26 protein-coding genes are annotated in these 23,896 nt (G+C 61.3%); 12 read left to right on the top strand and 14 right to left on the bottom strand.

What is annotated here, in order from left to right; genetic code table 11:
• Positions 1 to 7 precede the first annotated feature (7 nt).
• A complete protein-coding gene (locus tag ACQUSW_RS06800; protein ID WP_428931535.1) occupies positions 8 to 853 on the top strand; it encodes an SDR family oxidoreductase in 846 nt (281 codons plus the stop codon).
• A gap of 12 nt (positions 854 to 865) precedes the next feature.
• Here ACQUSW_RS06800 and ACQUSW_RS06795 read toward each other — a convergent pair whose 3' ends face one another.
• Both ACQUSW_RS06795 and ACQUSW_RS06790 read right to left on the bottom strand, forming a co-directional pair.
• Positions 866 to 1,606: a sulfite exporter TauE/SafE family protein gene (locus ACQUSW_RS06795; RefSeq protein ID WP_428931534.1), complete on the bottom strand. Its 741-nt coding sequence runs from the start codon at positions 1,604 to 1,606 to the stop codon at positions 866 to 868.
• Positions 1,606 to 2,244 (bottom strand): bifunctional 4-hydroxy-2-oxoglutarate aldolase/2-dehydro-3-deoxy-phosphogluconate aldolase, encoded by a 639-nt coding sequence (locus ACQUSW_RS06790; protein ID WP_428931533.1) that lies wholly within the window; start codon positions 2,242 to 2,244, stop codon positions 1,606 to 1,608. Before ACQUSW_RS06790 ends, ACQUSW_RS06795 begins: the two co-directional genes overlap by 1 nt.
• 114 nt (positions 2,245 to 2,358) lie before the next feature.
• Between ACQUSW_RS06790 and rlmN the strand changes: the two genes are divergently transcribed.
• The gene (gene rlmN / locus ACQUSW_RS06785; RefSeq protein WP_428931532.1) at positions 2,359 to 3,606 is read left to right on the top strand and encodes a dual-specificity RNA methyltransferase RlmN; all 1,248 of its coding nucleotides are present in this window, start codon (positions 2,359 to 2,361) and stop codon (positions 3,604 to 3,606) included.
• Between the two features lie 13 nt (positions 3,607 to 3,619).
• Here rlmN and ACQUSW_RS06780 read toward each other — a convergent pair whose 3' ends face one another.
• The 3 genes from ACQUSW_RS06780 to ACQUSW_RS06770 are packed head-to-tail and all read right to left on the bottom strand — an operon-like array spanning position 3,620 to position 6,100.
• Positions 3,620 to 4,669, bottom strand: coding sequence for a PLP-dependent cysteine synthase family protein (locus ACQUSW_RS06780; protein WP_428931531.1), 1,050 nt, complete (start codon positions 4,667 to 4,669; stop codon positions 3,620 to 3,622).
• A 36-nt stretch (positions 4,670 to 4,705) separates the two neighbouring features.
• Positions 4,706 to 5,473 (bottom strand): hypothetical protein, encoded by a 768-nt coding sequence (locus tag ACQUSW_RS06775; protein ID WP_428931530.1) that lies wholly within the window; start codon positions 5,471 to 5,473, stop codon positions 4,706 to 4,708.
• 15 nt (positions 5,474 to 5,488) lie between these two features.
• Positions 5,489 to 6,100: a TetR/AcrR family transcriptional regulator gene (locus ACQUSW_RS06770; RefSeq protein WP_428931529.1), complete on the bottom strand. Its 612-nt coding sequence runs from the start codon at positions 6,098 to 6,100 to the stop codon at positions 5,489 to 5,491.
• Positions 6,101 to 6,196: 96 nt separating this feature from the next.
• On the opposite strand from ACQUSW_RS06770, the gene ACQUSW_RS06765 reads away from it, so the two are divergent.
• Complete coding sequence (locus ACQUSW_RS06765) at positions 6,197 to 6,676, top strand: hypothetical protein (protein WP_428931528.1); 480 nt, start codon at positions 6,197 to 6,199, stop codon at positions 6,674 to 6,676.
• Between the two features lie 34 nt (positions 6,677 to 6,710).
• Here ACQUSW_RS06765 and ACQUSW_RS06760 read toward each other — a convergent pair whose 3' ends face one another.
• Genes ACQUSW_RS06760 through ACQUSW_RS06750 form a run of 3 tightly spaced genes read right to left on the bottom strand, consistent with a single transcriptional unit; the run spans position 6,711 to position 8,930 of the window.
• Positions 6,711 to 7,544 carry a GntR family transcriptional regulator gene (locus ACQUSW_RS06760; protein WP_428931527.1) on the bottom strand — a complete coding sequence of 278 codons (834 nt, stop codon included), beginning with the start codon at positions 7,542 to 7,544 and terminating at the stop codon, positions 6,711 to 6,713.
• A 7-nt stretch (positions 7,545 to 7,551) separates the two neighbouring features.
• Positions 7,552 to 7,956, bottom strand: a complete 405-nt coding sequence (gene rbsD, locus ACQUSW_RS06755; protein WP_428931526.1) for a D-ribose pyranase — start codon at positions 7,954 to 7,956, stop codon at positions 7,552 to 7,554.
• Positions 7,957 to 7,970: 14 nt separating this feature from the next.
• Positions 7,971 to 8,930, bottom strand: a complete 960-nt coding sequence (locus ACQUSW_RS06750) for a ribokinase (RefSeq protein ID WP_428931525.1) — start codon at positions 8,928 to 8,930, stop codon at positions 7,971 to 7,973.
• A gap of 92 nt (positions 8,931 to 9,022) precedes the next feature.
• Here ACQUSW_RS06750 and ACQUSW_RS06745 point away from each other — a divergent pair, with 92 nt between their 5' ends.
• Positions 9,023 to 9,718 carry a transaldolase family protein gene (locus ACQUSW_RS06745; protein ID WP_428931524.1) on the top strand — a complete coding sequence of 232 codons (696 nt, stop codon included), beginning with the start codon at positions 9,023 to 9,025 and terminating at the stop codon, positions 9,716 to 9,718.
• On the opposite strand, the gene ACQUSW_RS06740 is transcribed toward ACQUSW_RS06745, so the two are convergent.
• The gene (locus tag ACQUSW_RS06740) at positions 9,678 to 10,385 is read right to left on the bottom strand and encodes a FadR/GntR family transcriptional regulator (RefSeq protein ID WP_428931523.1); all 708 of its coding nucleotides are present in this window, start codon (positions 10,383 to 10,385) and stop codon (positions 9,678 to 9,680) included. The two genes, ACQUSW_RS06745 and ACQUSW_RS06740, sit on opposite strands and share 41 nt — an antisense overlap.
• Before the next feature lie 68 nt (positions 10,386 to 10,453).
• Here ACQUSW_RS06740 and ACQUSW_RS06735 point away from each other — a divergent pair, with 68 nt between their 5' ends.
• A complete protein-coding gene (locus ACQUSW_RS06735; RefSeq protein WP_428931522.1) occupies positions 10,454 to 11,338 on the top strand; it encodes an amidohydrolase family protein in 885 nt (294 codons plus the stop codon).
• A gap of 35 nt (positions 11,339 to 11,373) precedes the next feature.
• Here the strand turns inward: ACQUSW_RS06735 and ACQUSW_RS06730 are convergent, their stop codons facing one another.
• Complete coding sequence (locus ACQUSW_RS06730) at positions 11,374 to 12,141, bottom strand: SDR family NAD(P)-dependent oxidoreductase (RefSeq protein WP_428931521.1); 768 nt, start codon at positions 12,139 to 12,141, stop codon at positions 11,374 to 11,376.
• Positions 12,123 to 12,983 carry a fumarylacetoacetate hydrolase family protein gene (locus tag ACQUSW_RS06725; protein WP_428931520.1) on the bottom strand — a complete coding sequence of 287 codons (861 nt, stop codon included), beginning with the start codon at positions 12,981 to 12,983 and terminating at the stop codon, positions 12,123 to 12,125. The genes ACQUSW_RS06730 and ACQUSW_RS06725 overlap by 19 nt, the downstream gene beginning before the upstream one ends.
• Positions 12,984 to 13,104: 121 nt before the next feature.
• Between ACQUSW_RS06725 and ACQUSW_RS06720 the strand changes: the two genes are divergently transcribed.
• The 6 genes from ACQUSW_RS06720 to ACQUSW_RS06695 all read left to right on the top strand — a co-directional run bounded on the left by ACQUSW_RS06720 (position 13,105) and on the right by ACQUSW_RS06695 (position 19,648).
• A complete protein-coding gene (locus ACQUSW_RS06720) occupies positions 13,105 to 14,400 on the top strand; it encodes an enolase C-terminal domain-like protein (protein WP_428931519.1) in 1,296 nt (431 codons plus the stop codon).
• Entirely contained in the window at positions 14,387 to 15,388 is a 1,002-nt protein-coding gene (locus tag ACQUSW_RS06715; RefSeq protein WP_428931518.1) for an aldo/keto reductase, read from the top strand. Before ACQUSW_RS06720 ends, ACQUSW_RS06715 begins: the two co-directional genes overlap by 14 nt.
• On the top strand, positions 15,381 to 15,800 hold the full coding sequence (locus ACQUSW_RS06710; protein ID WP_428931517.1) for an RbsD/FucU domain-containing protein: 420 nt from the start codon (positions 15,381 to 15,383) through the stop codon (positions 15,798 to 15,800). The genes ACQUSW_RS06715 and ACQUSW_RS06710 overlap by 8 nt, the downstream gene beginning before the upstream one ends.
• 176 nt (positions 15,801 to 15,976) lie before the next feature.
• The gene (locus ACQUSW_RS06705) at positions 15,977 to 17,479 is read left to right on the top strand and encodes a sugar ABC transporter ATP-binding protein (RefSeq protein ID WP_428931516.1); all 1,503 of its coding nucleotides are present in this window, start codon (positions 15,977 to 15,979) and stop codon (positions 17,477 to 17,479) included.
• Positions 17,479 to 18,510 carry an ABC transporter permease gene (locus tag ACQUSW_RS06700; protein WP_428931515.1) on the top strand — a complete coding sequence of 344 codons (1,032 nt, stop codon included), beginning with the start codon at positions 17,479 to 17,481 and terminating at the stop codon, positions 18,508 to 18,510. Before ACQUSW_RS06705 ends, ACQUSW_RS06700 begins: the two co-directional genes overlap by 1 nt.
• A gap of 136 nt (positions 18,511 to 18,646) precedes the next feature.
• Positions 18,647 to 19,648 (top strand): ABC transporter substrate-binding protein, encoded by a 1,002-nt coding sequence (locus ACQUSW_RS06695; RefSeq protein WP_428931514.1) that lies wholly within the window; start codon positions 18,647 to 18,649, stop codon positions 19,646 to 19,648.
• 90 nt (positions 19,649 to 19,738) lie between these two features.
• On the opposite strand, the gene ACQUSW_RS06690 is transcribed toward ACQUSW_RS06695, so the two are convergent.
• Genes ACQUSW_RS06690 through xylB form a run of 3 tightly spaced genes read right to left on the bottom strand, consistent with a single transcriptional unit; the run spans position 19,739 to position 23,180 of the window.
• Positions 19,739 to 20,716 (bottom strand): phosphotriesterase family protein, encoded by a 978-nt coding sequence (locus ACQUSW_RS06690; RefSeq protein ID WP_428931513.1) that lies wholly within the window; start codon positions 20,714 to 20,716, stop codon positions 19,739 to 19,741.
• Entirely contained in the window at positions 20,713 to 21,678 is a 966-nt protein-coding gene (locus tag ACQUSW_RS06685) for a shikimate dehydrogenase family protein (RefSeq protein ID WP_428931512.1), read from the bottom strand. Before ACQUSW_RS06685 ends, ACQUSW_RS06690 begins: the two co-directional genes overlap by 4 nt.
• Positions 21,675 to 23,180 carry a xylulokinase gene (xylB, locus tag ACQUSW_RS06680; protein WP_428931511.1) on the bottom strand — a complete coding sequence of 502 codons (1,506 nt, stop codon included), beginning with the start codon at positions 23,178 to 23,180 and terminating at the stop codon, positions 21,675 to 21,677. Before xylB ends, ACQUSW_RS06685 begins: the two co-directional genes overlap by 4 nt.
• An 84-nt stretch (positions 23,181 to 23,264) precedes the next feature.
• Here xylB and ACQUSW_RS06675 point away from each other — a divergent pair, with 84 nt between their 5' ends.
• The gene (locus ACQUSW_RS06675) at positions 23,265 to 23,867 is read left to right on the top strand and encodes a glucose-6-phosphate isomerase family protein (RefSeq protein ID WP_428931510.1); all 603 of its coding nucleotides are present in this window, start codon (positions 23,265 to 23,267) and stop codon (positions 23,865 to 23,867) included.
• Positions 23,868 to 23,896: the final 29 nt, after the last annotated feature.

Here is a 23,896-nt window from a genome sequence, read left to right as displayed (position 1 = left end):
GAGCACCATGACTGATACGACCAAGCCTCTGCAGGGCACAACCATTCTCATGTCGGGCGGCAGCCGGGGGATCGGTCTGGCCATTGCGTTGCGCGCCGCGGCCGATGGGGCCAATATTGCGCTGCTGGCAAAGACTGACACGCCGCATCCGAAGCTTGAAGGCACGATTCATACGGCTGCCGAGCAGATTCAGCAGGCCGGCGGGCAGGCGCTTCCGATTGTGGGTGATGTGCGCGACGACGACATGGTTACCGAGGCCGTGATGACCACGGCGGGCGAGTTCGGCGGCGTCGACGTGATCATTAACAATGCCAGTGTCATCGATCTTTCGCCGTCGATGGACCTCGCGGTAAAAAAGTACGACCTCATGCAAGACGTCAACGTGCGTGGAACATTTATGCTGTCGCGCGCGGCTATACCGATGCTGCGAGAGTCGGCGAATCCGCACATTGTGTCGCTCTCACCGCCCCTCAACCTGTCACCCAAATGGCTGGGCGCTCACACGGGATACACGCTGGCCAAATACGGCATGACAATGGTGACGCTGGGGCTTGCCGCCGAGTTCGCCGACGACGGTATTGCCGCCAACACGCTGTGGCCGCGTACCACCATCGCGACAGCCGCCGTGCAAAACCTATTGGGTGGCGACCGTGTGATGGCCGCCAGCAGAACGCCCGAAATTTATGCGGATGCCGCCTATGAGGTGATCACGCAACCATCGCGGAAGCGCACGGGCGAAACCCTCATCGTTGAAGATGTACTCGAGCAGGCCGGTGTCACCGATTTCTCGCGATACGCCGCCGTGCCGGGTACGCCCGACGACAAACTGTTCCCCGATATTTTTCTTGACTAGGCAGGTGTCGCGCTAGATCAACAGATACAGCGACCCGACGACCGTCAGCACAATAACGATGCGGTCAAACAGCTGCTGGTTGATGCGCGACGCCACCGCGAGCCCGATGAGTGCGCCGATCACGACGCCGGGTGCGAGCACGGCGTCCATGATGAGCACTGAGGGAGTAAACAGGCCAATCCCGGCAAGAAACGGAACCTTCATCAGGTTCACGATCGCAAAAAACCAGGCTGCGGTGCCAAGAAAGACTTTGATGGGTGCGCGGGTGGCCAAAAAATACATCGACATCACGGGGCCACCCGCATTAGCGACCATGGTGGTAAACCCACCAAGACTGCCGTAACCGGCCGCCGTCAGCCATCCGGTGCGAACAGTATTTTCTGACACCGGATGCCGCCGACGCCACAGCGTGAGCGCAATCATTGCCAGCAGAATAACGGCAATACCGCGGCGCACAACGGTGTCGTTACCCAGTGCAAGAAAAGCGAAACCCGCTAGTAGCCCCGCGACGACCGCGGGTGCGAGGCGAACGAGTGTGGGCCAGTGGGCATGCCTGCGGTAGGCGATGAGAGCAAAAACATCGCCGACAATGAGCAGCAACAGCATAGCTGCGGTCGAGGTGCGCGCCGGCAACACAGTGGCCAACAGAGCAATCGACAGGATGCTGGCGCCAGGCAGCGCGGTTTTTGAGACTCCGATAATGACCGCACCGATGGCTAGAAGCCCCCAAGCCACCAGCGACAGCTCGGGCATTAGGAACGAACCGCAGCCAAAGCCTGGGCGAAGTGGTGGGCGCGCTGTTCGAGCTCCGACCAGTCGGCACGGGCAATGGCCGTGGAGTTGGCCAGGTCTCCGCCGGCACCAACAGCCACGGCACCCGCCGCGAACCAGTCGGCCAGGTTGGTGGGCTTAACGCCACCGGTGGGCATAAGAGGGGCATCCGGGAAGGGGCCGCGCAGCGCACCCAGGTAGGCCGGGCCACCCAGCGACGCAGGAAAAATCTTGACAACATCAACACCGAGCTGCAGGGCGGCCATCACTTCGGTGGGCGTGAGTGCGCCGCTCATGACGACCTTGCCGGTGTCAACCATCGTTTGGGTGAGCGCGGGCAGCGTGCCGGGACTCACAAGAAACTCGGCCCCAGCCTCGGCCGAGGCCTCGGCCTGCTCAGGGGTGGTGATAGTGCCCGCACCGACAACAATGCTGTCGCCGTGGCGCTGGAGGAGTTCACGAATAACAGCAGGGGCATCCGGAGTAGAAAAAGTGACTTCGATTCCTGTGACCCCGCCGCGGATAATCGCCTCGGCCGAATCGATAGCCGCTTCGGGGGAGGGAGCGCGAAGAACAGCGAGTACTCCTGCAGCGCGAGTGCGAGCAAGGCGATCAGTCATGGGGGATCCTTTCGGCGAGAACGGGGCGTGCTTGCCATCTTCGCAGGTTGTTTGTCACCGTGCGCATGACTATTCTGCCGCACCCTTTCAGCAGCGCTCGCGTACCCTGTAATCATGGCTGCCTCGAACAATCCGCCCGCTCAGCGTGCACAAACCACCGCGCAGGTGCGTCCGCGCACCGAGGGTTGGACGCAGAAGAAAGATGCCGAGGGGCGTCCGCTGCTGCAGTTTGCCAGCCCGCGTCGCGGTAAACCGCCCGTGCACCTGGCCGATCTCACCCCGCAGGAGCGTATCGAAAAGGTTAAAGAGCTCGGTCTTCCCGGGTTTCGGGCCAAACAGTTGTCGACGCACTATTTTCGGCACTACACCAGCGACCCGGCAGAGATGACTGACCTGCCGGCGGCGCAGCGAGAAGAACTGGTGACAGGGCTCATGCCGCCGCTCATGACCGAGGTGCGCAGGCTGCAGACCGACCGCGGCGACACGATTAAGTTTTTGTGGCGGCTGCACGATGGTGCTCTGGTTGAGTCGGTGCTGATGCGTTACCCCGGCCGCATCACCCTGTGTGTGTCGAGCCAAGCCGGATGCGGCATGAACTGTCCGTTCTGTGCCACCGGCCAGGCGGGGCTGACGCGCAATATGTCGACGGCCGAGATCGTCGAGCAGATCGTGCGTGCTAACCGTGCGATTGCGCAGGGCGAGCTGGGTGGCAAGCGGCGCGATGACAACAGCATGGAACGCGTGTCAAACATTGTTTTTATGGGCATGGGAGAACCCCTGGCCAATTACAAGCGCGTCATGGACGCGGTGCGCGTGATGGTTGCCGAGCAGCCGCACGGGCTGGGTATGAGTGCGCGTGGTATTACGGTGTCGACCGTGGGGCTGGTGCCAGCTATTCGCAAGCTCTCGGACGAAAACATTCCCGTGACTTTTGCTCTGTCTCTGCATGCGCCCGATGATGAGCTTCGTGACGAGCTTATTCCTGTCAACTCGCGATGGAAGGTCGATGAAGCACTCGATGCGGCACGCGAATATTTTGAGAAGACCGGACGCCGGGTCTCTATTGAATACGCCCTCATCAAAGACATGAACGACCACCCGTGGCGTGCCGATCTGCTGGCCAAGAAGCTGAATGAGCGTGGCCGCGGCTGGGTGCATGTGAACCCGATTCCGCTCAACCCCACGCCGGGCTCGGTGTGGACGTCGTCAGAACCTGCCGTGCAAGACGAGTTTGTGCGCCGATTGAACGATGCGGGTGTGCCCACAACACTGCGTGATACGCGCGGTAAAGAGATCGACGGCGCATGCGGGCAGCTTGTTGCCACGACAGAAGACGAGCAGGCAGCAGCCAAACTCGCCTGAGTACTCACTGTCGTTACCAGGTGCCGGTGCTCAAAAACGTTTCCATGCGGTTGCGGTGGTCGTCCAGGCTCCAGCCCTGGTTGGCCACCCAATCGTCGTTGTAATACGTGTCGGTGTAGCGTGTGCCGCTGTCACAAATGAGGGTGACGACGCTGCCGGTTTCTCCCGCAGCCAGCATGCGGGCAATCAGTGAGAAAGCACCGTACAGGTTGGTGCCGGTCGAGCCGCCTGCCCAGTGCAGGGTGTGGTCGCGCAGCAGTCGAATGGCGGCGATCGATGCGGCATCCGGCACCTGAATCATTTCGTCAATAACGCCCGGTACAAACGACGGTTCCATGCGCGGGCGGCCAATGCCTTCAATGCGCGAGGGCACACCGGATGCCGCAGTGTTGCCTTTCCACGCGTCGTAAAACGCCGAGCCCTCGGGGTCAACGACAGCAATTTTGGTTTCGTGGCGGCAATACCGCACATAGCGGCCAAACGTTGCGCTCGTTCCTCCCGTGCCCGCACCCACCACAATCCATTGGGGTACCGGATGCCGCTCGAGAGCTAACTGGCTGAACACGCTCTCGGCAATGTTGTTGTTGCCACGCCAGTCGGTAGCACGCTCGGCATACGTGAACTGGTCGAGATAGTGGCCGTCACAGCCTGAGGCGAGACGACGGGCCTCGGGCGAGATGTCTTCGGCGCGGTCAACAAAATGGCAGCGGCCGCCATAAAACTCGATAAGGTCAATTTTTTCTTGACTGGTCGAATGCGGCACGACCGTAATGAACTGCAGGCCCAGCATGCGCGCAAAATAGGCCTCCGATACCGCGGTAGAGCCACTCGACGACTCGACCAGGGTGGTGCCCTCACGGATGAGTCCGTTCACCAGCCCATACAGAATGAGCGACCGGGCCAGCCGATGCTTGAGTGAACCGGTGGGGTGCACCGATTCATCTTTAAGGTAAAGATCGATATTCCACTGCGCGGGCAGGGGAAAGACATGCAGGTGCGTGTCGGCGGAGCGGTTGGCATCGGCCTCTAGCATCCGGATCGCAGAACTTACCCAGGCGCTCATGTACTGAGCGTACCTGCCAGCGCCAGCGGTGACACGCTACCCGTCGGTGTAACCGCCCTCTCCTGTTGTTCCGTCGTACCGGAACACGCGGTCTTCGCTGAACGTGATGGTGATGTCGTCGCCCAGCGGTGTCTCCGACAAAAACAGCTCTTCCAGTTCTTGCGTGCGCTCGTAGTAGCGATTGGCGGTGGCGTCATCAACGCCCCACAACGTGGCAGCCTTCATATCGGTGAGAAAGAAAATGAAGGCCTGGTAGGCAGTGGTGTTGAACTCATTGCGAGGAATCTGCTGCCACAGCGAACCATTCGCATACGACGCCTTATATTCCTCGATCGTGCCCTCGAGGTAGTCCTGAATATTGTCGGCGTTCGGCACCGATTCTTGAGGTTCTTCGGCCTCGTCGGATTCTTCAGCGGCGGCCGGTGGTGGCGTCGATGGTGCACTCGGCGAACTCGTGGGTGCTGCATCAGGCGGAGTTTCGATGCCTGCGGGTGTGAGAAACGTGATGCCCAAGAAGATGAGCCCGCCCAGTAGAAGAAGCACGAGCATTCCGACGGGAAGACCAATCGTGACCCAGGCGCGTGAACGCTCGGCAGGGTTCGGCTGTTCAGGGCGCGAATAGGGGGCAAAGGGGTTTTCCGGATGCGGTGGCGGCGCACCGTACTGCTGGGGCGCACCGTACTGCTGGGGTGCACCGTACTGCTGGGGTGCCGCGGGCTGCTGCGGAGGAGGCCCGCCCGCAGGCGTGTTCGGGGTGGAGCTGTGGGGTGGGGGTGGCGGAGGGGGAAACGCAGAGTTCGACATGATGGTTTTTCTGAATCAGAGAAGAGGCTTGTCGTGGCTGCTGGCGTATAAGACGCCGCGGATGGTGAAGCGGAGCCCCTCGCGTGCGGTTTCAATGGTGACTCGTTCGGGGTCGGCCAGCATGTGCAGGGTGACGCCGTCGAGATAGGCCAGCAGTGTGGTGGTGGCGGGTTCGATGGTAGCCGGTGAAACTGAACCCTCGGTGGCCAGCGTGTGCAGCCATCGCCGGACGGCCTGGGCCCCGATCTTCTGCGCGTGCACAATGAGGCGCTGATGGGCAGGGGCAGCCTGTGGTCCGAGCGCCGACGAGTATCCGGCAAACCACATGCTGGCAAAGCCCGGCGGAAGCTCGTCAAAGGGCAGAAACTGGTAGAGGCATTCATACAGCCGGTCAGCCGGATCCACGGTGGCGTCGTGAATGCGGCGGTCGGTGAATGAGGCCGTCATCATGGCCTCTGCCAGTGCTTCATGAAGCTCGGCCTGCGTGGCAAAGTAGTGGCGCAGCGTGCTGGGCGCAATACCTGCCGCGGCTGCTACGGCGCGAACACTCACGTGATCGAGGCCCTGGTCGGCGGCAATGGTGCGTGCTGCATCGAGAATTTGCTCTCTGCGGTTCGTGACTGCCATGCATCTATAGTACAGTGTGTTAGCACAGCGTACTAGTACGGTGTGCTAAAGCATCGACTGGCTGCGAAAGATACCGGCCCAACAAGGAGACACCGAATGATTCAGGCGCTACAAGACTTCGCCGCTTCTTTTCCCGCATGGTCGCAGTGGCTGGTCGTGGCACTGCTCGCCGCCATCCCCTTTGTAGAGTCGTACTTCGGTTCGGCGATCGGTGTGGCAATCGGGCTGCCGCCGGTTATTGCCGTCGTAATGGCCGTCATCGGCAACACTGTCTCGATGCTCGTCTTTGTTTATGCCGGAGCCAGCATCCGGGAACGCAGAAAGCGCAAGCGCCCCGAAGAACAAACTTCGGCCAAGAGTGAACGACTGCGGCGCATGTTCGATCGCTTCGGTGTTCCCGGTGTCTCGCTGCTGGGGCAAACCGTGCTTCCCAGCCAAATCACCTCGGGCGCGATGGTCGGCTTTGGTGCGTCGCGCAACCGGGTCATCATCTGGCAGATTGTGTCGATCATTATGTGGGGTGCAATTTTTGCCGCACTCGTGACCCTCGGCCTCGACCTGGCGAAACTGCGCTAAAGACCGCGCAGCCTCGTCATCCGGTTCAGCCTCGTCACACCGATAGCGTGCTTGCTCGCGAGGCCTCACCCGTGCGATCAATACGCAACAGCGTGGCGTGCGACTGCTCGCGGTGCAGATGAAACTCAAAACGCGAGCGGTCACCGCGATGGTGGGCAACAAAATATTCGATGGGCCGACCGGATGCCTCGCGACTTATGCTGCGCAGACGCAGTAGCGCTGCCCCCGTCGAAACACCGAGGTGACGCGCCTGCTCGTGTGAGGCCACCGTGGCCTCGGCCGAGCGCACACCATGGGTCACAACAAAACCGTGGGATGCCAGCATCCGGTACAGCGAAGCCGTGCGCAGATTGGCGCCGAGGGTAATTTCTCCCACATCCATCGGCATCCACGTGGTCGATAGCGACCACGGTTCGCCGTCAACGTGCCGCAGACGCTGCAACACAACAACGGGGCTGCCGGGATCGACTTCGAGGGCGGCAGCAACCGCTTCGTCGGCAGCGACCCTTTCGTGGCGAAGCACATCACTCAGCACGGTGCCGCCACGGGCAGCAACCTCGTCGTACAGGCCGATGAGCGTGTGCGCGAGCGATTCGCTCGTGCGAGGGCGCGCCACAAAAGTGCCTTTACCCTTAACCCGTTCAATAATGCCCTCGTGTTCTAACTGGGCAAGAGCCTGGCGCACCACGGTGCGCGAAATGCCATATTTTTCGCACAGTCGATGCTCGCCCGGAAGCGGGTCGCCCGGTCGCAGAGCATCGTGATCAATGCTGGCAATAATGATGCGCCGCAGCTGGTCGTACATGGGCGCAGCAGACAGCCGATCAATGCGGTCGGACGCAACAGGCGGGCGGGATGAAGCAGGCACCGACATGTCAGTACGCAACCCCCGCGTGCAGAATGACATTGGCATACGGCGTAAATTCGCCCGAGCGTACAAATGCGCGCGCAGCGTGCGTGTTCTTCTTAAACTCTTCGTGCGGCACCATCGTGATCTCTACCCCGAGCGCAGAAAAACGCTGCTGCAAGTGTTCGAGCATCTCAGGGCTCTGCTCGGCGATTTCCGCTGACACCGTGACGCCCTCGACAATGAGCTCGGCAAGAACGGTGTCGAGCACATCAAGAAATTCGGGGGCTCCCGGTCGATACGCCAGGTCGATGCGCTCGCTGCCGGGCGGAATCGGAAGACCAGCATCCGTAACAACGAGAAGGTCGGTGTGGCCGGTCTCGCTGATCACCCGCGATAGCGCCGGGTTGATTGTTGTTGCCGTTTTACGCATGGCGTTTCTCCTTGCTACTGACTGTGATCTCGGCTGTTTTTTGTCAGCAGTGCATCAACTTCATGCCGTGCCGGAAGGCTCGGCGAGGCGCCCTGCCGTGTAACCGTCACGGCCCCGGCCGCCGAGGCCAGGCGCGTGGCCGAGGCCAGGTCCATGCCCTCAGCCAGCGCTGCGCCCAAGTATCCGGCATAGGCATCGCCGGCGGCGGTGGTGTCGACGGCGGTGACCGGAATCGGGTCAATAAATATTGTGCGGTCGGGCATAACAACACACGAGCCCTGTTCAGCAAGCGTGATGACCGCGGCGCCGACACCCTGCTGCAAAAACCAGTGTCCGGCTCTTTCTGCCGAGGCAGCATCGGTCACTTCGACGCCACTCAGAATAGTGGCCTCGGTTTCGTTGGGGGTGACGATATCGATCGTGGGCCACACGGCAGGGTCAAGCGGTGCTGCCGGTGCGGGGTCAAGCAGCACGGTCATGCCGTGCTCCCGGCCGCGAGCGGCAATATGCGCGGTCAGTGCCGAGGGGGTTTCGAGCTGGGTGAGCAAAACCGAGCATGTGGCGGCGAGATCGTCAAGAGCCCTATCGATCTGTTCTGTGCTGAGTGAAGCGTTTGCCAGCGGCACCATAACGATGTCGTTCTGCGCTGAAGAGTCCACGCGAATGTGGGCGATGCCGGTGGGGCCGGGGACCGTCCGCAGGTGGTCGGTGTTGACTCCGGCGTCGCGCAAACCGTTCACGACGAGGTCGTGAAAAAGGTCGTCGCCTACGCAGCCGACAAAGTTGGTACGGGTGCCCGAGAGCCCGGCAGCAACGGCCTGGTTGGCACCCTTGCCGCCCAGTAAGAGGGTGAACTGATCGCCCAGAATAGTTTCGCCGCGGGCGGGCAGGCGCTGAGAAAACGTCGTGACATCGGCGGTGACGCTGCCGACAACCACCACTCCATTGCGGCCAGAAGATGCTGTGTACGACATGGGCTCCCGTTCTTCGTTGACTTCGGCTCTCACCTGTCATTACATTAGCCGAGTCCCCACCTGTAACGACAGGTTGTCCGACGAGGAGAACCATGCTGCACTCAGCTGCCACCGACCGCACGCCCCGTCTGTATGTCGACAGCGCCGAAACGACCGCTGTGAGCACACTGCTGCGCAGTGGAATTGCGTGGGGCGTCACCACGAACCCCACCATCCTTGACCGTGCGCAACGCCGCGAAACTGAGATCCCCGCGCTGTACGAGCAGTGGGTTGCCGAGGGCGCGCACGAAGTGTTTTTTCAGACCTGGGGTGAGAACCGCGACGACTTTGTGCGCCACGCGCACCGGATGCTGCAATTCGGCGACCGCGTCGTCATCAAGGTGCCCGCAACCGTTGAAGGCTTCGCTGCAGCGTCCACTCTCGTACGAGAAGGAGCGCCCGTGCTGCTCACGGCCGTCTACACCGTGGGGCAAGCGCTGGCAGCGGCATCCGTGGGTGCGCGATACATTGCCCCCTACCTGGGTCGACTGCGCGATGCACAGCTACCCGGCGACGAACTCATCGCCCACATGCAGCAGGTATGCGAAGGCAGCGCGACCGATGTGTTAGCGGCGAGCCTGCGCAGCGCCGAAGACATCGTGAACCTGCGGTTGGCAGGCATCCGGTACTTCACCGCGGCACCCGCCGTGCTCGACGAACTTGTGCACCACCCCATCACCGAGTCGTCGGCAGAACAGTTCGAACAGGCTATGACGCAGGTTCGGTCTCGTCGTCTGACGCAGTCGTAGCCGCCTGACGCAGCCACCGCTCCACACCCGCCACGTGCGAGGTAGCCAGCGCCATGGCAAGCACCGAGTCTCCCTCGGCAATGGCCTCGGCGATCGCTCGGTGCTCCGACAGCGTGTGCTCAACAGCCCCCTGCTGCGTGAGACCACGCCACACGCGTGCACGAACAGTCTGGCTGCTGAGGCTATCGACCAGGCTCGCCAAATAACCATTACCCGCCAGCCGCACAATTTCACGGTGAAACCGCAGGTCATGCTCAACGAGGGCATCGATAGAACCCTCGGGATCGACGCTGTCGATCTCTTGCCGCAGGATGGCCACATCGCTGTCTGTGGCGTGGGCCGCGGCAAGCCCCGTCGCCTGCGATTCGAGCATGCGGCGCACAGCAAATAGCTCGAGCATCGACACGTCGTCGTGCATATCGACAACAAACGTGATGGCCTCAAGCAGCAGCTCGGGTTCGAGGCTCGTCACGTAAGTGCCATCGCCACGGCGCACATCGAGCACACGAATAACTTCGAGCGCCTTCACCGCCTCACGCATCGAGTTACGCGAGAGCCCCAGCCGTTCAGAGAGCTCTTTTTCAGGCGGAAGCCGGTCGCCGGGGCGAAGCTCGCCCGACACAATCATCGCCTTAATTTTTTCAATTGCCTTATCGGTGACCGCCATAGCCCCAGTCTAGTGAGTCATCGGATGTCTGCTGGCGTTGCCTGGCAAGTGTGAGTAAAGATGTCAGCATGGCGATCATCGACTCCCACCTGCACCTGTGGAACCCCGACACGCTCTCCTACCCCTGGCTCACGGGCGCACTGCGGCGCCGATACGCACAGCAAGAAATCGCGCAAGCAAAGGTAAATCGGCAGGCCGTGAACGCCATTTTTGTGCAGGCCGAATGCGAACCACACCAGTACATTGACGAGGTTCGCTGGGTTGAATCGGTGGCCCACGAAGTAGGCGTCATAGGAATCGTCGCCGGCGCGCACCTGCATCGCGGCGAAGAAACATCGGCGCATTTAGCGGCGCTCGCCACCTACGACAGCGTGGTGGGCGTACGGCATCTGCTGCAATCAGAGCCCGACACGCTCGTCACCACGGCCGCGTTTCTCGACGGCGCACGCCAGGTTGCCGAACGAGGCTGGACCTTTGACGCCTGCGTGCGCCACGAGCAGCTCGCCGCCGTTGTGCAACTGGCCCAGCAGGTGCCCGAACTGCCCATTGTGCTCGACCACGTGGGCAAACCCGCCGTGGGTACGGCGCTGGCACCGCGGCATCCGGATGCCACTTGGCTACGCCAACTCAACGACTTAGCAAGCCTGCCGCGCACCGCCGTGAAACTCTCGGGGCTCCCCGCCGAAGCCGCAGGCGACTGGAACAGTCGACAGCTCGAACCTTTTCTTGATGCCGCTACCGACGCCTTTGGGGTCGACCGTGTGCTGTGGGGTAGCGACTGGCCGGTGTCGGCCGTGCGCGCCGGACACCACGAAACAGATACCCGTTACGAGGCTGATGCCCGCGCACGCTGGGCAGACGCGGTAGCAACGTGGGCCGATGCCCGCGGCTACGACGTGGCAGCAGTGATGGGTGGCAATGCGGCGCGCTTTTACAGTATCCAGGGCGTATAGGCCGGATATCGGCGCTATTTTGACCGCAGCGTTAGTTACTCTGACCGCAGGCGCAGCTGTGCCATACCGCCATCGACCTCAATAAACGTGCCGGTGGTCGAACCCGAACGCGGGCTCACCAGGTACAGCACGGCATCGGCCACCTCATCGGCGGCGACAAGCCGACCATGGGGCTGCCGGGCCTCCAACGCTGCCCGTTCTGCCGCCGGGTTATCAGCCTGATCGAGCAGTCGCCCCACCCACGGGGTGTCGGCAGTGCCGGGGTTGACCGCATTGACGCGGATGCCCTCACGCAGATGGTCAGCGGCCATCGCACGCGTGAGCGACAGCACGGCACCCTTCGACGCCGTATACAGCGCGCGCTGGGGTAGGCCGGTGGTTGAGGCGATCGAGGCGGTGTTGCATATGGCAGCCGAGGGTGATTGGCGCAGCCAGGGGAGGGCCGCTGCCGTCACGCGCGCGATGCCGGTGACGTTGATCGAGAGAACGCGCGCCCACTCGTCGTCGTCGTTTGCGGCAATATCGCCAATAGCGCCAATACCGGCATTGTTGATCACAATGTCGATGCGCCCCAGCTGTTCTGCCGCGGCGGCAACAGCCGTGGTGACGCTGTCGCGGTCAGAGACATCGGCAGTAAACGACGCCCATGCAGTGTTACTCGTGCTGGTGTCACGGTCGAGCACGGCAATGCGTGCTCCCGCCTCGTACAGACGGTGGGCGATTGCCGCTCCGATTCCGGATGCCCCGCCCGTGACCAGTGCCACCAGGCCCTCGAGGTCTTTGCTCACTGTGCTGCCTCCCATGCCACAAAGTCTTGTCGCTGCGAGCCGAGGCCTTCGATGTCGAGTTCGACAACATCGCCCGCTACAAGGTAGGGAAACTTGCCACCAAAAGCCACGCCCTGCGGTGTGCCTGTGAGAATAAGGTCGCCGGGTTCGAGGGTCACGTACTGCGACAGGTGGTGCACAATGTCGTTGACCGAAAAGATCATGTCGTTCGTGTTGGAGTCTTGCCGCGGCTCGCCGTTCACAAAGCTGCGAAGACGCAGATTCGTGACATCAACTTCGTCGGGGGTGACCAGCCAGGGGCCCGTGGGGTTAAACCCGAAAGCAATTTTGCCCTTTGACCACTGGCCGCCCGAGACCTCCATCTGAAAAGCGCGCTCGGAGACATCGTTGGCCACGGTGTAGCCCGCAATGTAGTTGGCGGCTTCTTCGGGGGAATCGAGGTAGGCGGCTCGCTTGCCGATCACGATTCCGAGTTCGACCTCCCAGTCGGTCTTTACGCTGCCGCGAGGAATGGTTACGGCGTCATTGGGGCCGACAACCGTATTGGGGGTCTTCAAGAACATGATGGGCACGGTGGGCGGTTCAGCACCGGACTCCCGAGCATGCGCGGCATAGTTCTGGCCGATGCAGATGACAGCCGAGGGGCGGGCGATGGGTGCGCCGATGCGCTGGTCTGCGGCATCCGGAAGCGGTGTCAGTGTGCCCGAGTCGAGGGCTGCGCGCGTGCGCTCGACCGGGTTATCGCTCAAAAAATCACCGTGAACATCGGAGGTTATAGGGCGCAGGTCGTAGGTGGTTTCGCCCTCAATGACCACGGGAATTTCATGACCTGGTTGTCCTAAGCGTGCGAACTTCATGGTTCTCCTGCTCTTCGTTGAAAACGGCCCTGAAAAAGGATCTGACATTGACAGTATAGACATCGGATGTTTACACTCCAAGCATTCCCTCCACATCAGGGCGTGCAGAAAAGAGGAACCCGTGAGTCGCATCGTTGCGCTAGATACTGCCGATATCCGCTTTCCCACGTCGCTAAGCCTGGACGGCTCCGACGCCATGAACCCCGATCCCGACTACTCGGCGGCCTACCTGATCGTGCGCACCGATGCAGCCGACGGCCACGACGGTCACTCCTTTGTCTTCACCATCGGACGCGGTAACGATGTGCAGGTCGCCGCTATCGAAGCACTGCGCGAACACCTTATCGGCCGCGAAACCGAACCCATTCTCGATCGCATGGGCGACTTTTACCGAGAAATTATTGGCGACTCCCAACTGCGCTGGCTCGGCCCCGAAAAGGGCGTCATGCACATGGCCATCGGCGCTGTCACAAACGCCCTGTGGGACATCAAAGCCAAACGCGCAGGGTTACCCCTGTGGCAGCTGCTCGCACGCATGAGCAGCGAAGAAATCGTTGACCTGGTTGATTTTCGCTACCTCGGCAATGCACTCAGCCGCGAAGAAGCACTCGGCATTCTGCGGGCTGCCGAGCCCGGCCGCGCCGACCGGGAACAGCAGCTACTAGACACCGGCTATCCCGGTTACACAACAAGCCCCGGCTGGCTGGGATATAGCGATGAAAAACTTGCGCGCCTCGCCCGCGAAGCGATGGCAGACGGATTCACACAGATCAAACTCAAGGTGGGCGCCGACCTCGACGACGACATTCGCCGGTTCCGTAAGGCACGCGAGGTGTGCGGGCCCGATTTTCCTATCGCGATCGATGCTAACCAGCGCTGGGAAGTGGACGAGGCCATCACCTGGGTCAACGCGCTCGCCGAGTTTTCACCTGCGTGGGTAGAAGAACCCACCAGCCCCGACGACATACTGGGCCACGCAGAAATCGCGCGCGGCATCGCGCCGATTCGCGTAGCAACAGGCGAACACGCACATAACCGCATCATGTTTAAGCAGCTGTTGCAGGCCCAGGCCATCGAAGTGATGCAAATTGATGCCGTGCGCGTTGCCGGCGTCAACGAGAACATCGCCAATCTCTTACTCGCCGCCAAATTCAATATTCCCGTGTGCCCACACGCCGGAGGAGTAGGCCTGTGCGAAGCCGTGCAGCATCTATCGATGTTCGACTTTGTTGCGGTCACCGGCACCCGCGAAGGTCGACTGATTGAATTCGTCGACCACCTGCACGAGCACTTTGTTACCCCCACCATCATTCGCGATGGCTCGTACCAGGCACCTACCGCTCCCGGAGCGGGCATGGAAATGAAGGCCGAGAGTATCGAGCGCTACACGTGGAAGGGGCAGCATGTCATCGACTGATCGTCCCGCGGCACCGACCATGCCTACGCTCGGTTATGGCGCAGCCAATGTGGGCAACCTCTTTCGTGAGCTCAGCGACGAGCAGGCGTGGGACATATTGGAAACCGCGTGGCAGAGCGGCATCCGGTATTTTGACACCGCACCGCACTACGGTCTGGGGCTGTCGGAGCGCAGACTCGGCGCGTTTTTACAGACAAAACCGCGCGACGAGTTCATCGTCTCAACCAAGGTCGGTCGACTGCTGCGACCCAATCCACATGACGACGGCGGGCTCGACACCGACAACGATTTTGTTGTGCGCACTGAACTGCGCCGCGAGTGGGACTTTACCGAGCAGGGAATTCGCACGAGCATCGCCGAATCGTGCGAGCAGCTGGGGCTTGACTACGTTGATATCGCCTACCTGCACGACCCCGAACGGCACAGTCTTGAACAGGCGCTGGCAGAAGCGCTACCGGCGCTGCAGACGCTGCGAGCAGAAAACACCGTGGCGCAGATTGGTGTGGGCTCGATGGTGTCGGAGGCCCTTGCCGCCTCGGTGCGCCGCGCCGATCTCGACATCATCATGGTCGCGGGCCGCTACACCCTGCTCGAACAGCCCGCTGCGGCAGAAGTACTGCCCGCCTGCGACGAGACCGGCACGGGAATAGTTGCTGCGTCGGTGTTCAACTCGGGCCTTCTCGCTCGCGAAGCTCCGAACCGCGAAGACCGCTACGAATATGGGCGTGTGCCCGAGCCGCTGTGGAATCGCCTGCTGCGCATTACCGATATTTGCGCGCGCTACAGTGTTCCGCTGCCGGCCGCGGCAATGCAGTTTCCGCTCTTGGCACCGGCCGTGCGCAGTGTTGTGGTCGGGGGGAGTCGGCCCGAGCATCTGCGGTCTAACGCCGATTATGCTGCGCTCGTGATTCCCGATGACCTGTGGCGCGAGTTAGAGAGCGAAGAACTCATTCCTCACCGAGAAGCAAAGGAACACCCGGATGCTTGAAGGCATACACCCGCTATTGTCGGGCGAATTACTGCTGCACCTTGACCGCATGGGGCACTCCGATGCCGTTGTTGTGGCCGACGCACATTTTCCGGCCTGGCGACTGGGGGCACGAGTGGTTGAGCTGCCAGGAACAAGTGTTCCTCACGTCGTTGCTGCCCTGCGCACGGTGCTTCCGCTCGATGATGCGCCGGCGCTTGACCTCATGCAGTCATCCGATGGCAGTGTGCTTGATGTGCAACACGAGATTATGGCGGCGGCTGCGACAACGCAGCAGACGACCCGGTTTATTGAGCGTTTTGAGTACTACGATGTCGCGGCCGATGCGTATCTAATGGTGCGTACGGGTGAGACCCGTAAGTACGCGAATGCGCTGATTCGTAAGGGGGTTGTGGGTTATCCCTCGCAGTAAAACCTGCGGATGGCTGAGGGAACGATTACGAAGCTGTTACAGCCCTTCCCTTGCCGACACGCATTAGATACATTCAGATACAACTTGCGTCGAACTGGATATTCACGACAGAATTGATCCGATGTTTCTGTCGCATGGAGAGAAACACGACCAACCTTCAAAGGAGCAGGCACAGCATGAGCGAACCCGTCCTCAGAGTGGAAGGCATTAGCAAGGGATTCCCTGGCGTCCAGGCCCTGAGCGATGTGCACCTCGAGGTCAATGCCGGTGAAGTGCTGGTGTTGGTCGGCGAAAATGGTGCCGGCAAGTCGACCCTGATGAAGATTCTCTCGGGCATCTACCAGCGCGATGAGGGCCGCATTATCTTCAACGGCGAAGAGGTCGAGCTCACCAGTCCTCTGCAGGCGCAGGAACTGGGCATCACGATCATCCACCAGGAGATGAACCTCATGCCCGACCTCACGGTCGCGCAGAACATCTACATTGGGCGTGAACCCACCGCGGGCCCGTTTTTGGCAGAACAAAAACTGAACCGTAAGACAGCGCAGCTGCTTCGCGACCTCAACATTAAACTCGACCCGCGCCAGCATGTCGGTGAACTGACCGTGGCTAAGCAGCAGATGGTCGAGATCGCCAAGGCGCTGTCGTTTAACGCCAAAGTGCTCATCATGGATGAGCCGACATCGGCGCTCACCGACAGCGAGGTAGAAACCCTCTTTGTACTCATCGATGAGCTGCGTGCCAAGGGCACGGCCATCATCTATATTTCGCACCGTATGGACGAACTGCGTCGCCTGGCCGACCGCGTGACGGTGCTGCGCGATGGCGCATACATCGGATCACTGGAAAAGGCTGAGATTAATGTTCCCACGATCATCGAAATGATGGTGGGCCGCGCGATCGACGAGGGGCGCCGACCCACGGCCCGCGAGCACGCCGATGACCCCATCGTGCTCGATGTGCAGGGGCTTTCGACCAAGGCGCTGCTGAAAGATGTGTCTTTTCAGTTGCGCCGGGGTGAGATTCTTGGTTTTGCCGGGCTCATGGGTGCGGGCCGCACCGAGACAGCACGGGCCATTATTGGCGCCGACCGGCGAGATGCCGGCTCGATCACCATTGCCGGCAAAGATGCCCGCATCCGGCAACCCGCCGACGCCGTCGCCAACGGTCTCGGGTACCTTTCGGAAGACCGCAAGGTTCTCGGGCTCATGCTCGAGCAAGACGTCACGTTTAACACGGTGCTCGCCTCGCTCGGCAACTATGCCGGTGCTCTGGGATGGATGGGAGACCGCAAAGCCCGTAACCGCACAAAAGACTATGTGCAGCAGCTGCGGGTGAAAACCCCGTCGGTCAACCAGATGGTCAAGCTGCTCTCGGGTGGCAACCAGCAAAAAGTTGTGATCGCCCGTTGGCTCATGCGCGACTGCGACATTCTTATTTTTGATGAACCAACGCGCGGTATCGACGTCGGTGCAAAAGAAGAAATTTACCGGCTTATGCAGCAGCTCGCCGACGACGGCAAATCGATCATCGTGATTTCGTCAGAACTCCCCGAGATCTTGCGCGTCGCCAACCGCATCGCGGTTTTTGCCAACGGCACCATCACCGGAACACTCCGTAACGAAGAAGCCACACAGGAGAAGATCATGCAGCTAGCAGCACACGGGGAGGAAGACTGATGAGTACCCCACAGCAGTCAGGATCCACCACGACCATTGTTCAGACGGCGGTGGCAGAAGACACCGACAAGACCGACTTTGTTGCCGTCATCAAACGGCAGCTGCAGCAGTCGCTGGCCTTTGGCACGCTGTTGGTGCTCGTGCTGTTCTTCTCGATCGCGAGCCCCAATTTCTTTACCTGGAGCAATATTTCGGGCGTGCTGTTGTCGACGGCTGTGATCGGCATCCTCGCGCTCGGTACCACCTTCGTCATCATTACTGCCGGTATTGACCTGTCCATTGGTACCGGAATGGCACTGTGCGCCGTGATGACGGGCGTGTTTATTACCAACCTCGGGATGCCGGTGATCGTGGGTGTGCTCGGTGGGATTGGCACCGGTGTCGTGATGGGGCTCGTCAACGGTATTAACGTGACCTATCTGCGGCTACCTCCGTTTATTGCCACACTCGCGATGATGATGATCGCCGGGGGACTCGCCCTCGTGATCTCTGGCGTCAAGCCGATTTACTTTTCTTCGTCGGCTCCCGACTTTAAAAAGATTGCTCTCGGCACCCTCATCCCTGGGCTGCCGAATGCCGTGCTGATTACTGCGGTGCTGGCACTCGTCGCGTTTCTCACGCTCAACAAGACACTGCTGGGCCGCTACACCTTCGCGATCGGATCGAACGAAGAAGCCACGCGCTTGTCGGGTGTGAACACTCGCCGGTGGACAATTTTTGTCTATATGTTTGCGGGTGCTTTCACCGGTATCGCCGGCGTGATTATTGCTGCACGGCTCGATTCCGCCCAGCCCCAGATTGGTATGGGTTATGAGCTGCAGGCGATTGCCGCCGTCATTATTGGTGGCACCTCGCTGATGGGTGGCCGCGGTTCGATTCTGGGCACCGTGATCGGTGCGCTCATCATGAGCGTGCTTGTCAACGGCCTGCGCATCATGTCGATCCAGTCGGAGTGGCAGAACGTGGTCGTTGGCGTTGTGATTCTGATCGCCGTGTTCTTCGACTCGCTGCGCAACCGCACACGAACATGACAGACCTCGGTCAGGACACCCGAGTGCCCGCCCTGACCGATCGACCCCGAAGTCGACAATGCGAAAGCCTCGCACGGGCACAGCACACAAGTCCATCCGCCGGGTATCCGGTGATCACAGAAACAATGGAGTCTCCATGAAATTCGGAAAGAAGACAGCCTTCGCGGCCGTGGTCGCCGCGGCGGCAATCGCGCTGGCCGGCTGCAGCAGTAACGGTAATGGCGGCACAGCAGACTCGGGCGACACTGATGCTCCCAGTGGCGATGAAATGTACATCGCCATGGTCTCGAAAGGCTTCCAGCACCAGTTCTGGCAGGCCGTGAAGACAGGTGCTGAAGAGAAGGCGAAAGAGCTGGGCGTCACCATCACTTTTGATGGTCCCGCGGCCGAGACCGAGGTCGACCAGCAGCTGCAGATGCTGCAGACGGCACTGGATAAGAACCCGGATGCTATTGCGTATGCCGCACTTGATCCCGAGGCGTGTGTTCCGCTGTTGAACCAGGCGAAAGAAAAAGACATCCCCGTGGTGTACTTCGATGCACCGTGTAACGGTGATGTCGGCTTGAGCCTTTCGGCAACCGACAGCAAGGTTGCCGGTGCGCTTGCCGCCGAGCACATGGCAGAGCTGATCGGTGGCGAGGGCGAAGTGGGTATTGTTGGCCACTCGCAGATCAACTCGACCGGTGTTGAGCGCCGCGACGGTTTCGTCGAAAAGATTGAGGCTGACTACCCCGACATCACGATCGTCGACATTCAGTACGGTGACGGTGACCACCTGAAGTCGGCGGATATCGCTAAGGCCATGATTGCTGCCCACCCCAACCTGAAGGGTATTTATGGCACGAACGAGGGATCAGCTATCGGTGTTGTTAACGCCGCTAACGAGCTGGGCCTTGAGCAGGGCAAGCTGATCATTGTCGGTTTTGACTCCGGCGCTGCTCAGATCAACGCTATTAAAGACGGTGTGATGGCGGGCGCTATTACGCAAGACCCGATCGGCATTGGTAAGCAGGTTGTTCAGGCCGCTTACGACGCCGCTAACGGCAAGTCGGTCGAAGAGTTCTACGACACAGGCTCGTACTGGTACGACGCCAACAACATCGACGACCCGAAGATTGCTGCCGTACTCTACGAGTAATTCAGCACACATAGTGGTGGGGCTCCTCGTCTGAGGGGCCCCACCATTGTTTTCTGTGCACTGCTGTGCGCGCGCAGTCTATTCCGGATGCTACGCAGTGACCGTGCCCAGTGTTAGCAGCCGGGCCGGGTTGTCGTGCAGCATCCGGTGGGTGGCGTCGGTGCCGACGGCCTGCGTGAGCCGGGGCACATAGCGCTGCATAAGGTACGAGAGTCCGGGCATTCCGCCGTAGGCGATGTAGCGGGTGCGGCGCGCGACGTCACCGCCGAGCACAATGTTGTCGCCGTAGCCTGCGGTCACCACGGCTTCTGTGAGCGATACGAGTTCGGCGTCGGTGCGGGTGCGGGGCCGGGCACAGCCGTCGTAGCCGAGGTAGGCTCCGCGGGCAGCGAGTTCGCTGTGCAGCACAGGGTCGGGATTGCGGTCGGCGTGCGCGAGCACGACGCGCGAAGAAGCAACTCCGGCGCCGGCCAGCAGGTCGAGTACTTCGTGTGCTGCGGTGCAAAATTCAAGGTGCACCATGATGGGCGCACCGGTAGCCCGGTGGGCTTCGGCGAGGGCGAGAAGAGTGCGCTGTTCGCGGATGCTGATGCGCCAGTAACCGATGCCCGCTTTGAGCATGCCTGCCCGTGCCGACTGCGCGGTGGGCTGCGCGGTGAACTGCGCTGTGGCCTGTGTCGGGTCGCCTTCGTTGGTCAGCATGCCCTTGGCTACTTCGCTCGTAAACAGTTGTGCCAGGCGCTGTTCACTCCATTCATGCAGGGGATGACCGCTGCCATAGTGTTCGTCGCGGTGCAGGCCCGTCGTGGCAACAATGTGCATGCCGGTCGCCTCGCTGATGCGGGCGACGGCCTGGGGATTGCGCCCCATACCGAGCGGAGTTGCGTCGACCATGGTGGTACAGCCGCTGGCATGCAGCAGCTGCGCTTCGTGATGCGAGAGCGTTTCGTTGTCGAGGTCGTCGCCGGGCAAGAGTGGGCTTTTGTGAAATAGGTGCTCGTGATAGTTGGTGGCCCCGAGTTCGTGGCTCTCGAGGTCGCCGCACACGGTGCGTACGTGTCCGCTCATGACCGCACGGTTTCGGCGGCTGCCGCTAACTGTTCGACGAGTTGCGGTGTGAGGGTGAGGTCAAAGACGTCGGCGATTACCTGCGTCCAGCCGTGAATAAAGTAGCGCCAGCCGTCGACCACGACCAGATTTTGTTCTTGACGCTGGGCGAGTGCCCGGTGATACATTTCGAGGCTGCCGCGGTAGTTAAACTCCCACACGATCGTGTCGCGGGCGAACACGACGTCGTCGCGCAGGGGCGAGCCGGGGGCATCTTTGCCGAGCCCGGTGGCGTTCACGATGAGTGAACCGGCAGGCAGCGGGGCGATCAGGTCGGTAGCGGCATCCGGTGTGGGGGTGACAACACCGCGAATAAACCCGGCGGGTGTGCTGCGCGCGTCGTGTACGGCGCGCAGGTGGTCAAGCGGGGTCTGGTCGAGCGCCGTGACGGTAACCAGGGCGGGCGCATCGGTGCGGTCGGCCAGTGCCCACGACAGCGCCGTGGCAGCGCCACCTGCACCCAGAATGAGCACTTCTGCTTTCGGATGCTGCGCAAACCAGTCGTCCTCAAGAAAATCGTTGAGCGCCAGAGCCGCGGTCAGCGGGTCTTTCGCCCGGCCGATGAGCTGTGAGCCCCGTGCCGTGATCGACGAGATTTCGCCGCACGACTGCGCGAAGTCATCGAGTTCGTCAAACAGATCGTGCGCGGCGCCATAAAGCCGCATTTTGTGGGTCGTGACGAGCGCGCCACGATGCTGCGGGTCGTCACGAATCTGCTCGACAAGCCTGCGGTAGTCGCCGGGCGATGCATCGAGCGGCAGGTCGTGCCCGACCAATTGCCGGGTAGGCAGGCCCAGAATCTCGGCCCACAGCGGAAACACCGACATAATCGACGAACTGCCCGTGCTCACTCCGACAAAACCCATGTAACCGGAATCCTGCGCGGCCGAGGAACCGCCGAAGGGTGATGTGGATGTGGTCATGACCGTTCTTCTTTCTTGACTTCTGCTGCCGCATACCAGGGAGCAAGGAGGGCAACAGCGGTGGTGAAACGCTCATGGCGCTCGCGGTGGCGGCTGTGTGCTGCGGCATCCGGGGTGAACTCGGCGGTCACTTCGCTCAACGCCCGCGCATCAGCGAACTCTGCGAGTCCGAGCCCAACGGCGGCGGTCACGGCGGCGCCCAGACTATTGGCTTCTTCCGCCACAGTGCGGCGGCGCACGGGTACACCCCATACATCGGCGAGCACCTGTAGCCACACGTTGCTTTGGGCGCCGCCGCCGACCGCGTCGATGCTCGAGATTGTTGCTCCTGCCTGACGAAAAGCGTCGATGCAGGTGAGTAGGTTGTAGGCGACGCCTTCGAGCACGGCTCGGGTGAGGTGCGCGCGAGTGTGATGGCGTTCAATGCCGAGAAAACCGCCGCGTGCATGAGGGTCCCACTGGGGAGAGCGTTCGCCTAAAAGGTGGGGCAAGAAGAACAGCCCGCCCGTGTCGATTTCGCGCGCTTCATCGGTGAGGGCCGCGGTTTCCGGATGCTGCGGGTCGGCGCTGAGCGCTTCGGCAATCCACTGCACCGAACCGCCCCCGGCCTGCATGGTCGCCGTGGGCACAAACAGCCCGGGCACCACGTTGTTGAAGGTGAACGTGCGCATGAGTGGGTCGTGCAGGGGAGCGGTCGATGCAAACGAGATCCATGATGAGGTTCCTAAAGACACATAGGCGCCGTGGCTGGGGTCGGTGATGCCCGAACCGACTGCTGCCAGCGGGCCATCGCCACCACCCATTACGACGGGTGTGCCGACAGGTAATCCCAGTTGTGTGGCGGCGTTGGCCGTGACGGTGCCGACGATCGTGGTCGACTCAACAATTTCGGCAAACAGCTCGTGGTTAAGGTCCGCTGCCGCGAGCACTTCGTGCGACCAGTCGCCCGTTGACTGGTCGTACGCGTTCATGCCTGAGGCGTCGGAGCGGTCGGTGGCCAGCCGCCCCGTAAGACGCTGCACGATAAAGTCTTTCGCCACGCATACGCGCCGCACTCGCGCCCATGTATCGGGTTCGTTATCGCGCACCCACATGATTTTCTCGATCGAATACGTGGGGTTGAGCCGGTGGCCAAGAATGCGGTATGCGTGCTCGGCACCGATGGCTGCTTCGAGCTGACGCTGCTGTGCACCCGACCGGGTATCGGCCCAGATGATGGCCGGCCGCACGGGTTCGCCTGCGCTGTCGAGCAACACGGCACCCATCATCTGGCCGCTGACGACAAGGCCCGTGATCGCACGGGGCGGGGTTTGTGCGTGAGCAAGTAGCCGTTGCGTTGCCGAGACGACGGCGTTCCACCAGTCGTGCGGGTTTTGTTCGGCAATGCCTCCGGCCGCGAAATGGGCGGGGTAGGGCACGATGACGGATGCAACAATACGGCCGTCGTCGTGGTGCAGCGACGCCTTGTTGCCGGTGGTGCCAAGGTCGTGAGCAATGATCACAGCAGACCCCTGTCAGGTGTTCGGAGTTTCGTATTCGAACGTTTGGGAGGATACTTGTAATTACAAGTTATCAGGAGGGCGATCGTGAGCACACCCCTGTCGGTAGACATTCCCACCGCTATGACCATTTCTGCTCAGGGTGGGATAGACGGACACAGCCGTCGATACGAGAAAGTGCTGGGCGATATGTCTGGCGTGTACCGCGATGAAGCGGCCTGGCAGGCAGCCGTCACCGAGCGCGGTGACAGCGAGCTCGTGTACTGGGTTGACGACCAGCGCTACCAAGAAGGGCCCGGAGCGCTCATCGTGGGTACCAGCACCCTGTTGCCCGGCTGCTACGGCGACGAGTTCGCCCTCACGCGTGGCCACCTGCACGCCATCGCCGACCGCGCCGAGCTCTATCACTGCCTGAGCGGTCACGGAGTCATGCTGCTCGAAACCGTCGACGGACAAAGCGCAGCCATCGAGCTCACGCCAGGTAAAGCCGTCAACGTGCCTGGGCACTGGATACACCGCAGCGTCAACGTCGGCGACGAGCCCTTCGTCACCCTCTTCTGCTATGCCGCCGACGCCGGTCAAAACTACGACATCATCGCCAACGCCGGCGGCATGAAAAACCTCGTCGTTGTCGACGGCGACGGATGGGCACTCACTCCCAACCCCGACCACACCGGATATAGCGCATAGTTTGTATACGATAAGCGCGCGGATCGCGC

The sequence above is a fragment of the Microbacterium luticellae genome (assembly GCF_050408645.1).
Lineage (GTDB): Bacteria > Actinomycetota > Actinomycetes > Actinomycetales > Microbacteriaceae > Microbacterium.
Note: the sequence above shows the minus strand (reverse complement) of the source record. Positions and strands in the feature narration are given on the sequence as shown.

Bases quoted from the DNA above. Each gene is read 5' to 3' on its own strand.
- ACQUSW_RS06800 (WP_428931535.1), top strand. From the start codon at position 8: ATGACTGATACGACCAAGCCTCTGCAGGGCACAACCATTCTCATGTCG.
- ACQUSW_RS06795 (WP_428931534.1), bottom strand. From the start codon at position 1,606: ATGCCCGAGCTGTCGCTGGTGGCTTGGGGGCTTCTAGCCATCGGTGCG.
- ACQUSW_RS06790 (WP_428931533.1), bottom strand. From the start codon at position 2,244: ATGACTGATCGCCTTGCTCGCACTCGCGCTGCAGGAGTACTCGCTGTT.
- rlmN (WP_428931532.1), top strand. From the start codon at position 2,359: ATGGCTGCCTCGAACAATCCGCCCGCTCAGCGTGCACAAACCACCGCG.
- ACQUSW_RS06780 (WP_428931531.1), bottom strand. From the start codon at position 4,669: ATGAGCGCCTGGGTAAGTTCTGCGATCCGGATGCTAGAGGCCGATGCC.
- ACQUSW_RS06775 (WP_428931530.1), bottom strand. From the start codon at position 5,473: ATGTCGAACTCTGCGTTTCCCCCTCCGCCACCCCCACCCCACAGCTCC.
- ACQUSW_RS06770 (WP_428931529.1), bottom strand. From the start codon at position 6,100: ATGGCAGTCACGAACCGCAGAGAGCAAATTCTCGATGCAGCACGCACC.
- ACQUSW_RS06765 (WP_428931528.1), top strand. From the start codon at position 6,197: ATGATTCAGGCGCTACAAGACTTCGCCGCTTCTTTTCCCGCATGGTCG.
- rbsD (WP_428931526.1), bottom strand. From the start codon at position 7,956: ATGCGTAAAACGGCAACAACAATCAACCCGGCGCTATCGCGGGTGATC.
- ACQUSW_RS06750 (WP_428931525.1), bottom strand. From the start codon at position 8,930: ATGTCGTACACAGCATCTTCTGGCCGCAATGGAGTGGTGGTTGTCGGC.
- ACQUSW_RS06745 (WP_428931524.1), top strand. From the start codon at position 9,023: ATGCTGCACTCAGCTGCCACCGACCGCACGCCCCGTCTGTATGTCGAC.
- ACQUSW_RS06740 (WP_428931523.1), bottom strand. From the start codon at position 10,385: ATGGCGGTCACCGATAAGGCAATTGAAAAAATTAAGGCGATGATTGTG.
- ACQUSW_RS06735 (WP_428931522.1), top strand. From the start codon at position 10,454: ATGGCGATCATCGACTCCCACCTGCACCTGTGGAACCCCGACACGCTC.
- ACQUSW_RS06730 (WP_428931521.1), bottom strand. From the start codon at position 12,141: ATGGGAGGCAGCACAGTGAGCAAAGACCTCGAGGGCCTGGTGGCACTG.
- ACQUSW_RS06725 (WP_428931520.1), bottom strand. From the start codon at position 12,983: ATGAAGTTCGCACGCTTAGGACAACCAGGTCATGAAATTCCCGTGGTC.
- ACQUSW_RS06715 (WP_428931518.1), top strand. From the start codon at position 14,387: ATGTCATCGACTGATCGTCCCGCGGCACCGACCATGCCTACGCTCGGT.
- ACQUSW_RS06710 (WP_428931517.1), top strand. From the start codon at position 15,381: ATGCTTGAAGGCATACACCCGCTATTGTCGGGCGAATTACTGCTGCAC.
- ACQUSW_RS06705 (WP_428931516.1), top strand. From the start codon at position 15,977: ATGAGCGAACCCGTCCTCAGAGTGGAAGGCATTAGCAAGGGATTCCCT.
- ACQUSW_RS06700 (WP_428931515.1), top strand. From the start codon at position 17,479: ATGAGTACCCCACAGCAGTCAGGATCCACCACGACCATTGTTCAGACG.
- ACQUSW_RS06695 (WP_428931514.1), top strand. From the start codon at position 18,647: ATGAAATTCGGAAAGAAGACAGCCTTCGCGGCCGTGGTCGCCGCGGCG.
- ACQUSW_RS06690 (WP_428931513.1), bottom strand. From the start codon at position 20,716: ATGAGCGGACACGTACGCACCGTGTGCGGCGACCTCGAGAGCCACGAA.
- ACQUSW_RS06685 (WP_428931512.1), bottom strand. From the start codon at position 21,678: ATGACCACATCCACATCACCCTTCGGCGGTTCCTCGGCCGCGCAGGAT.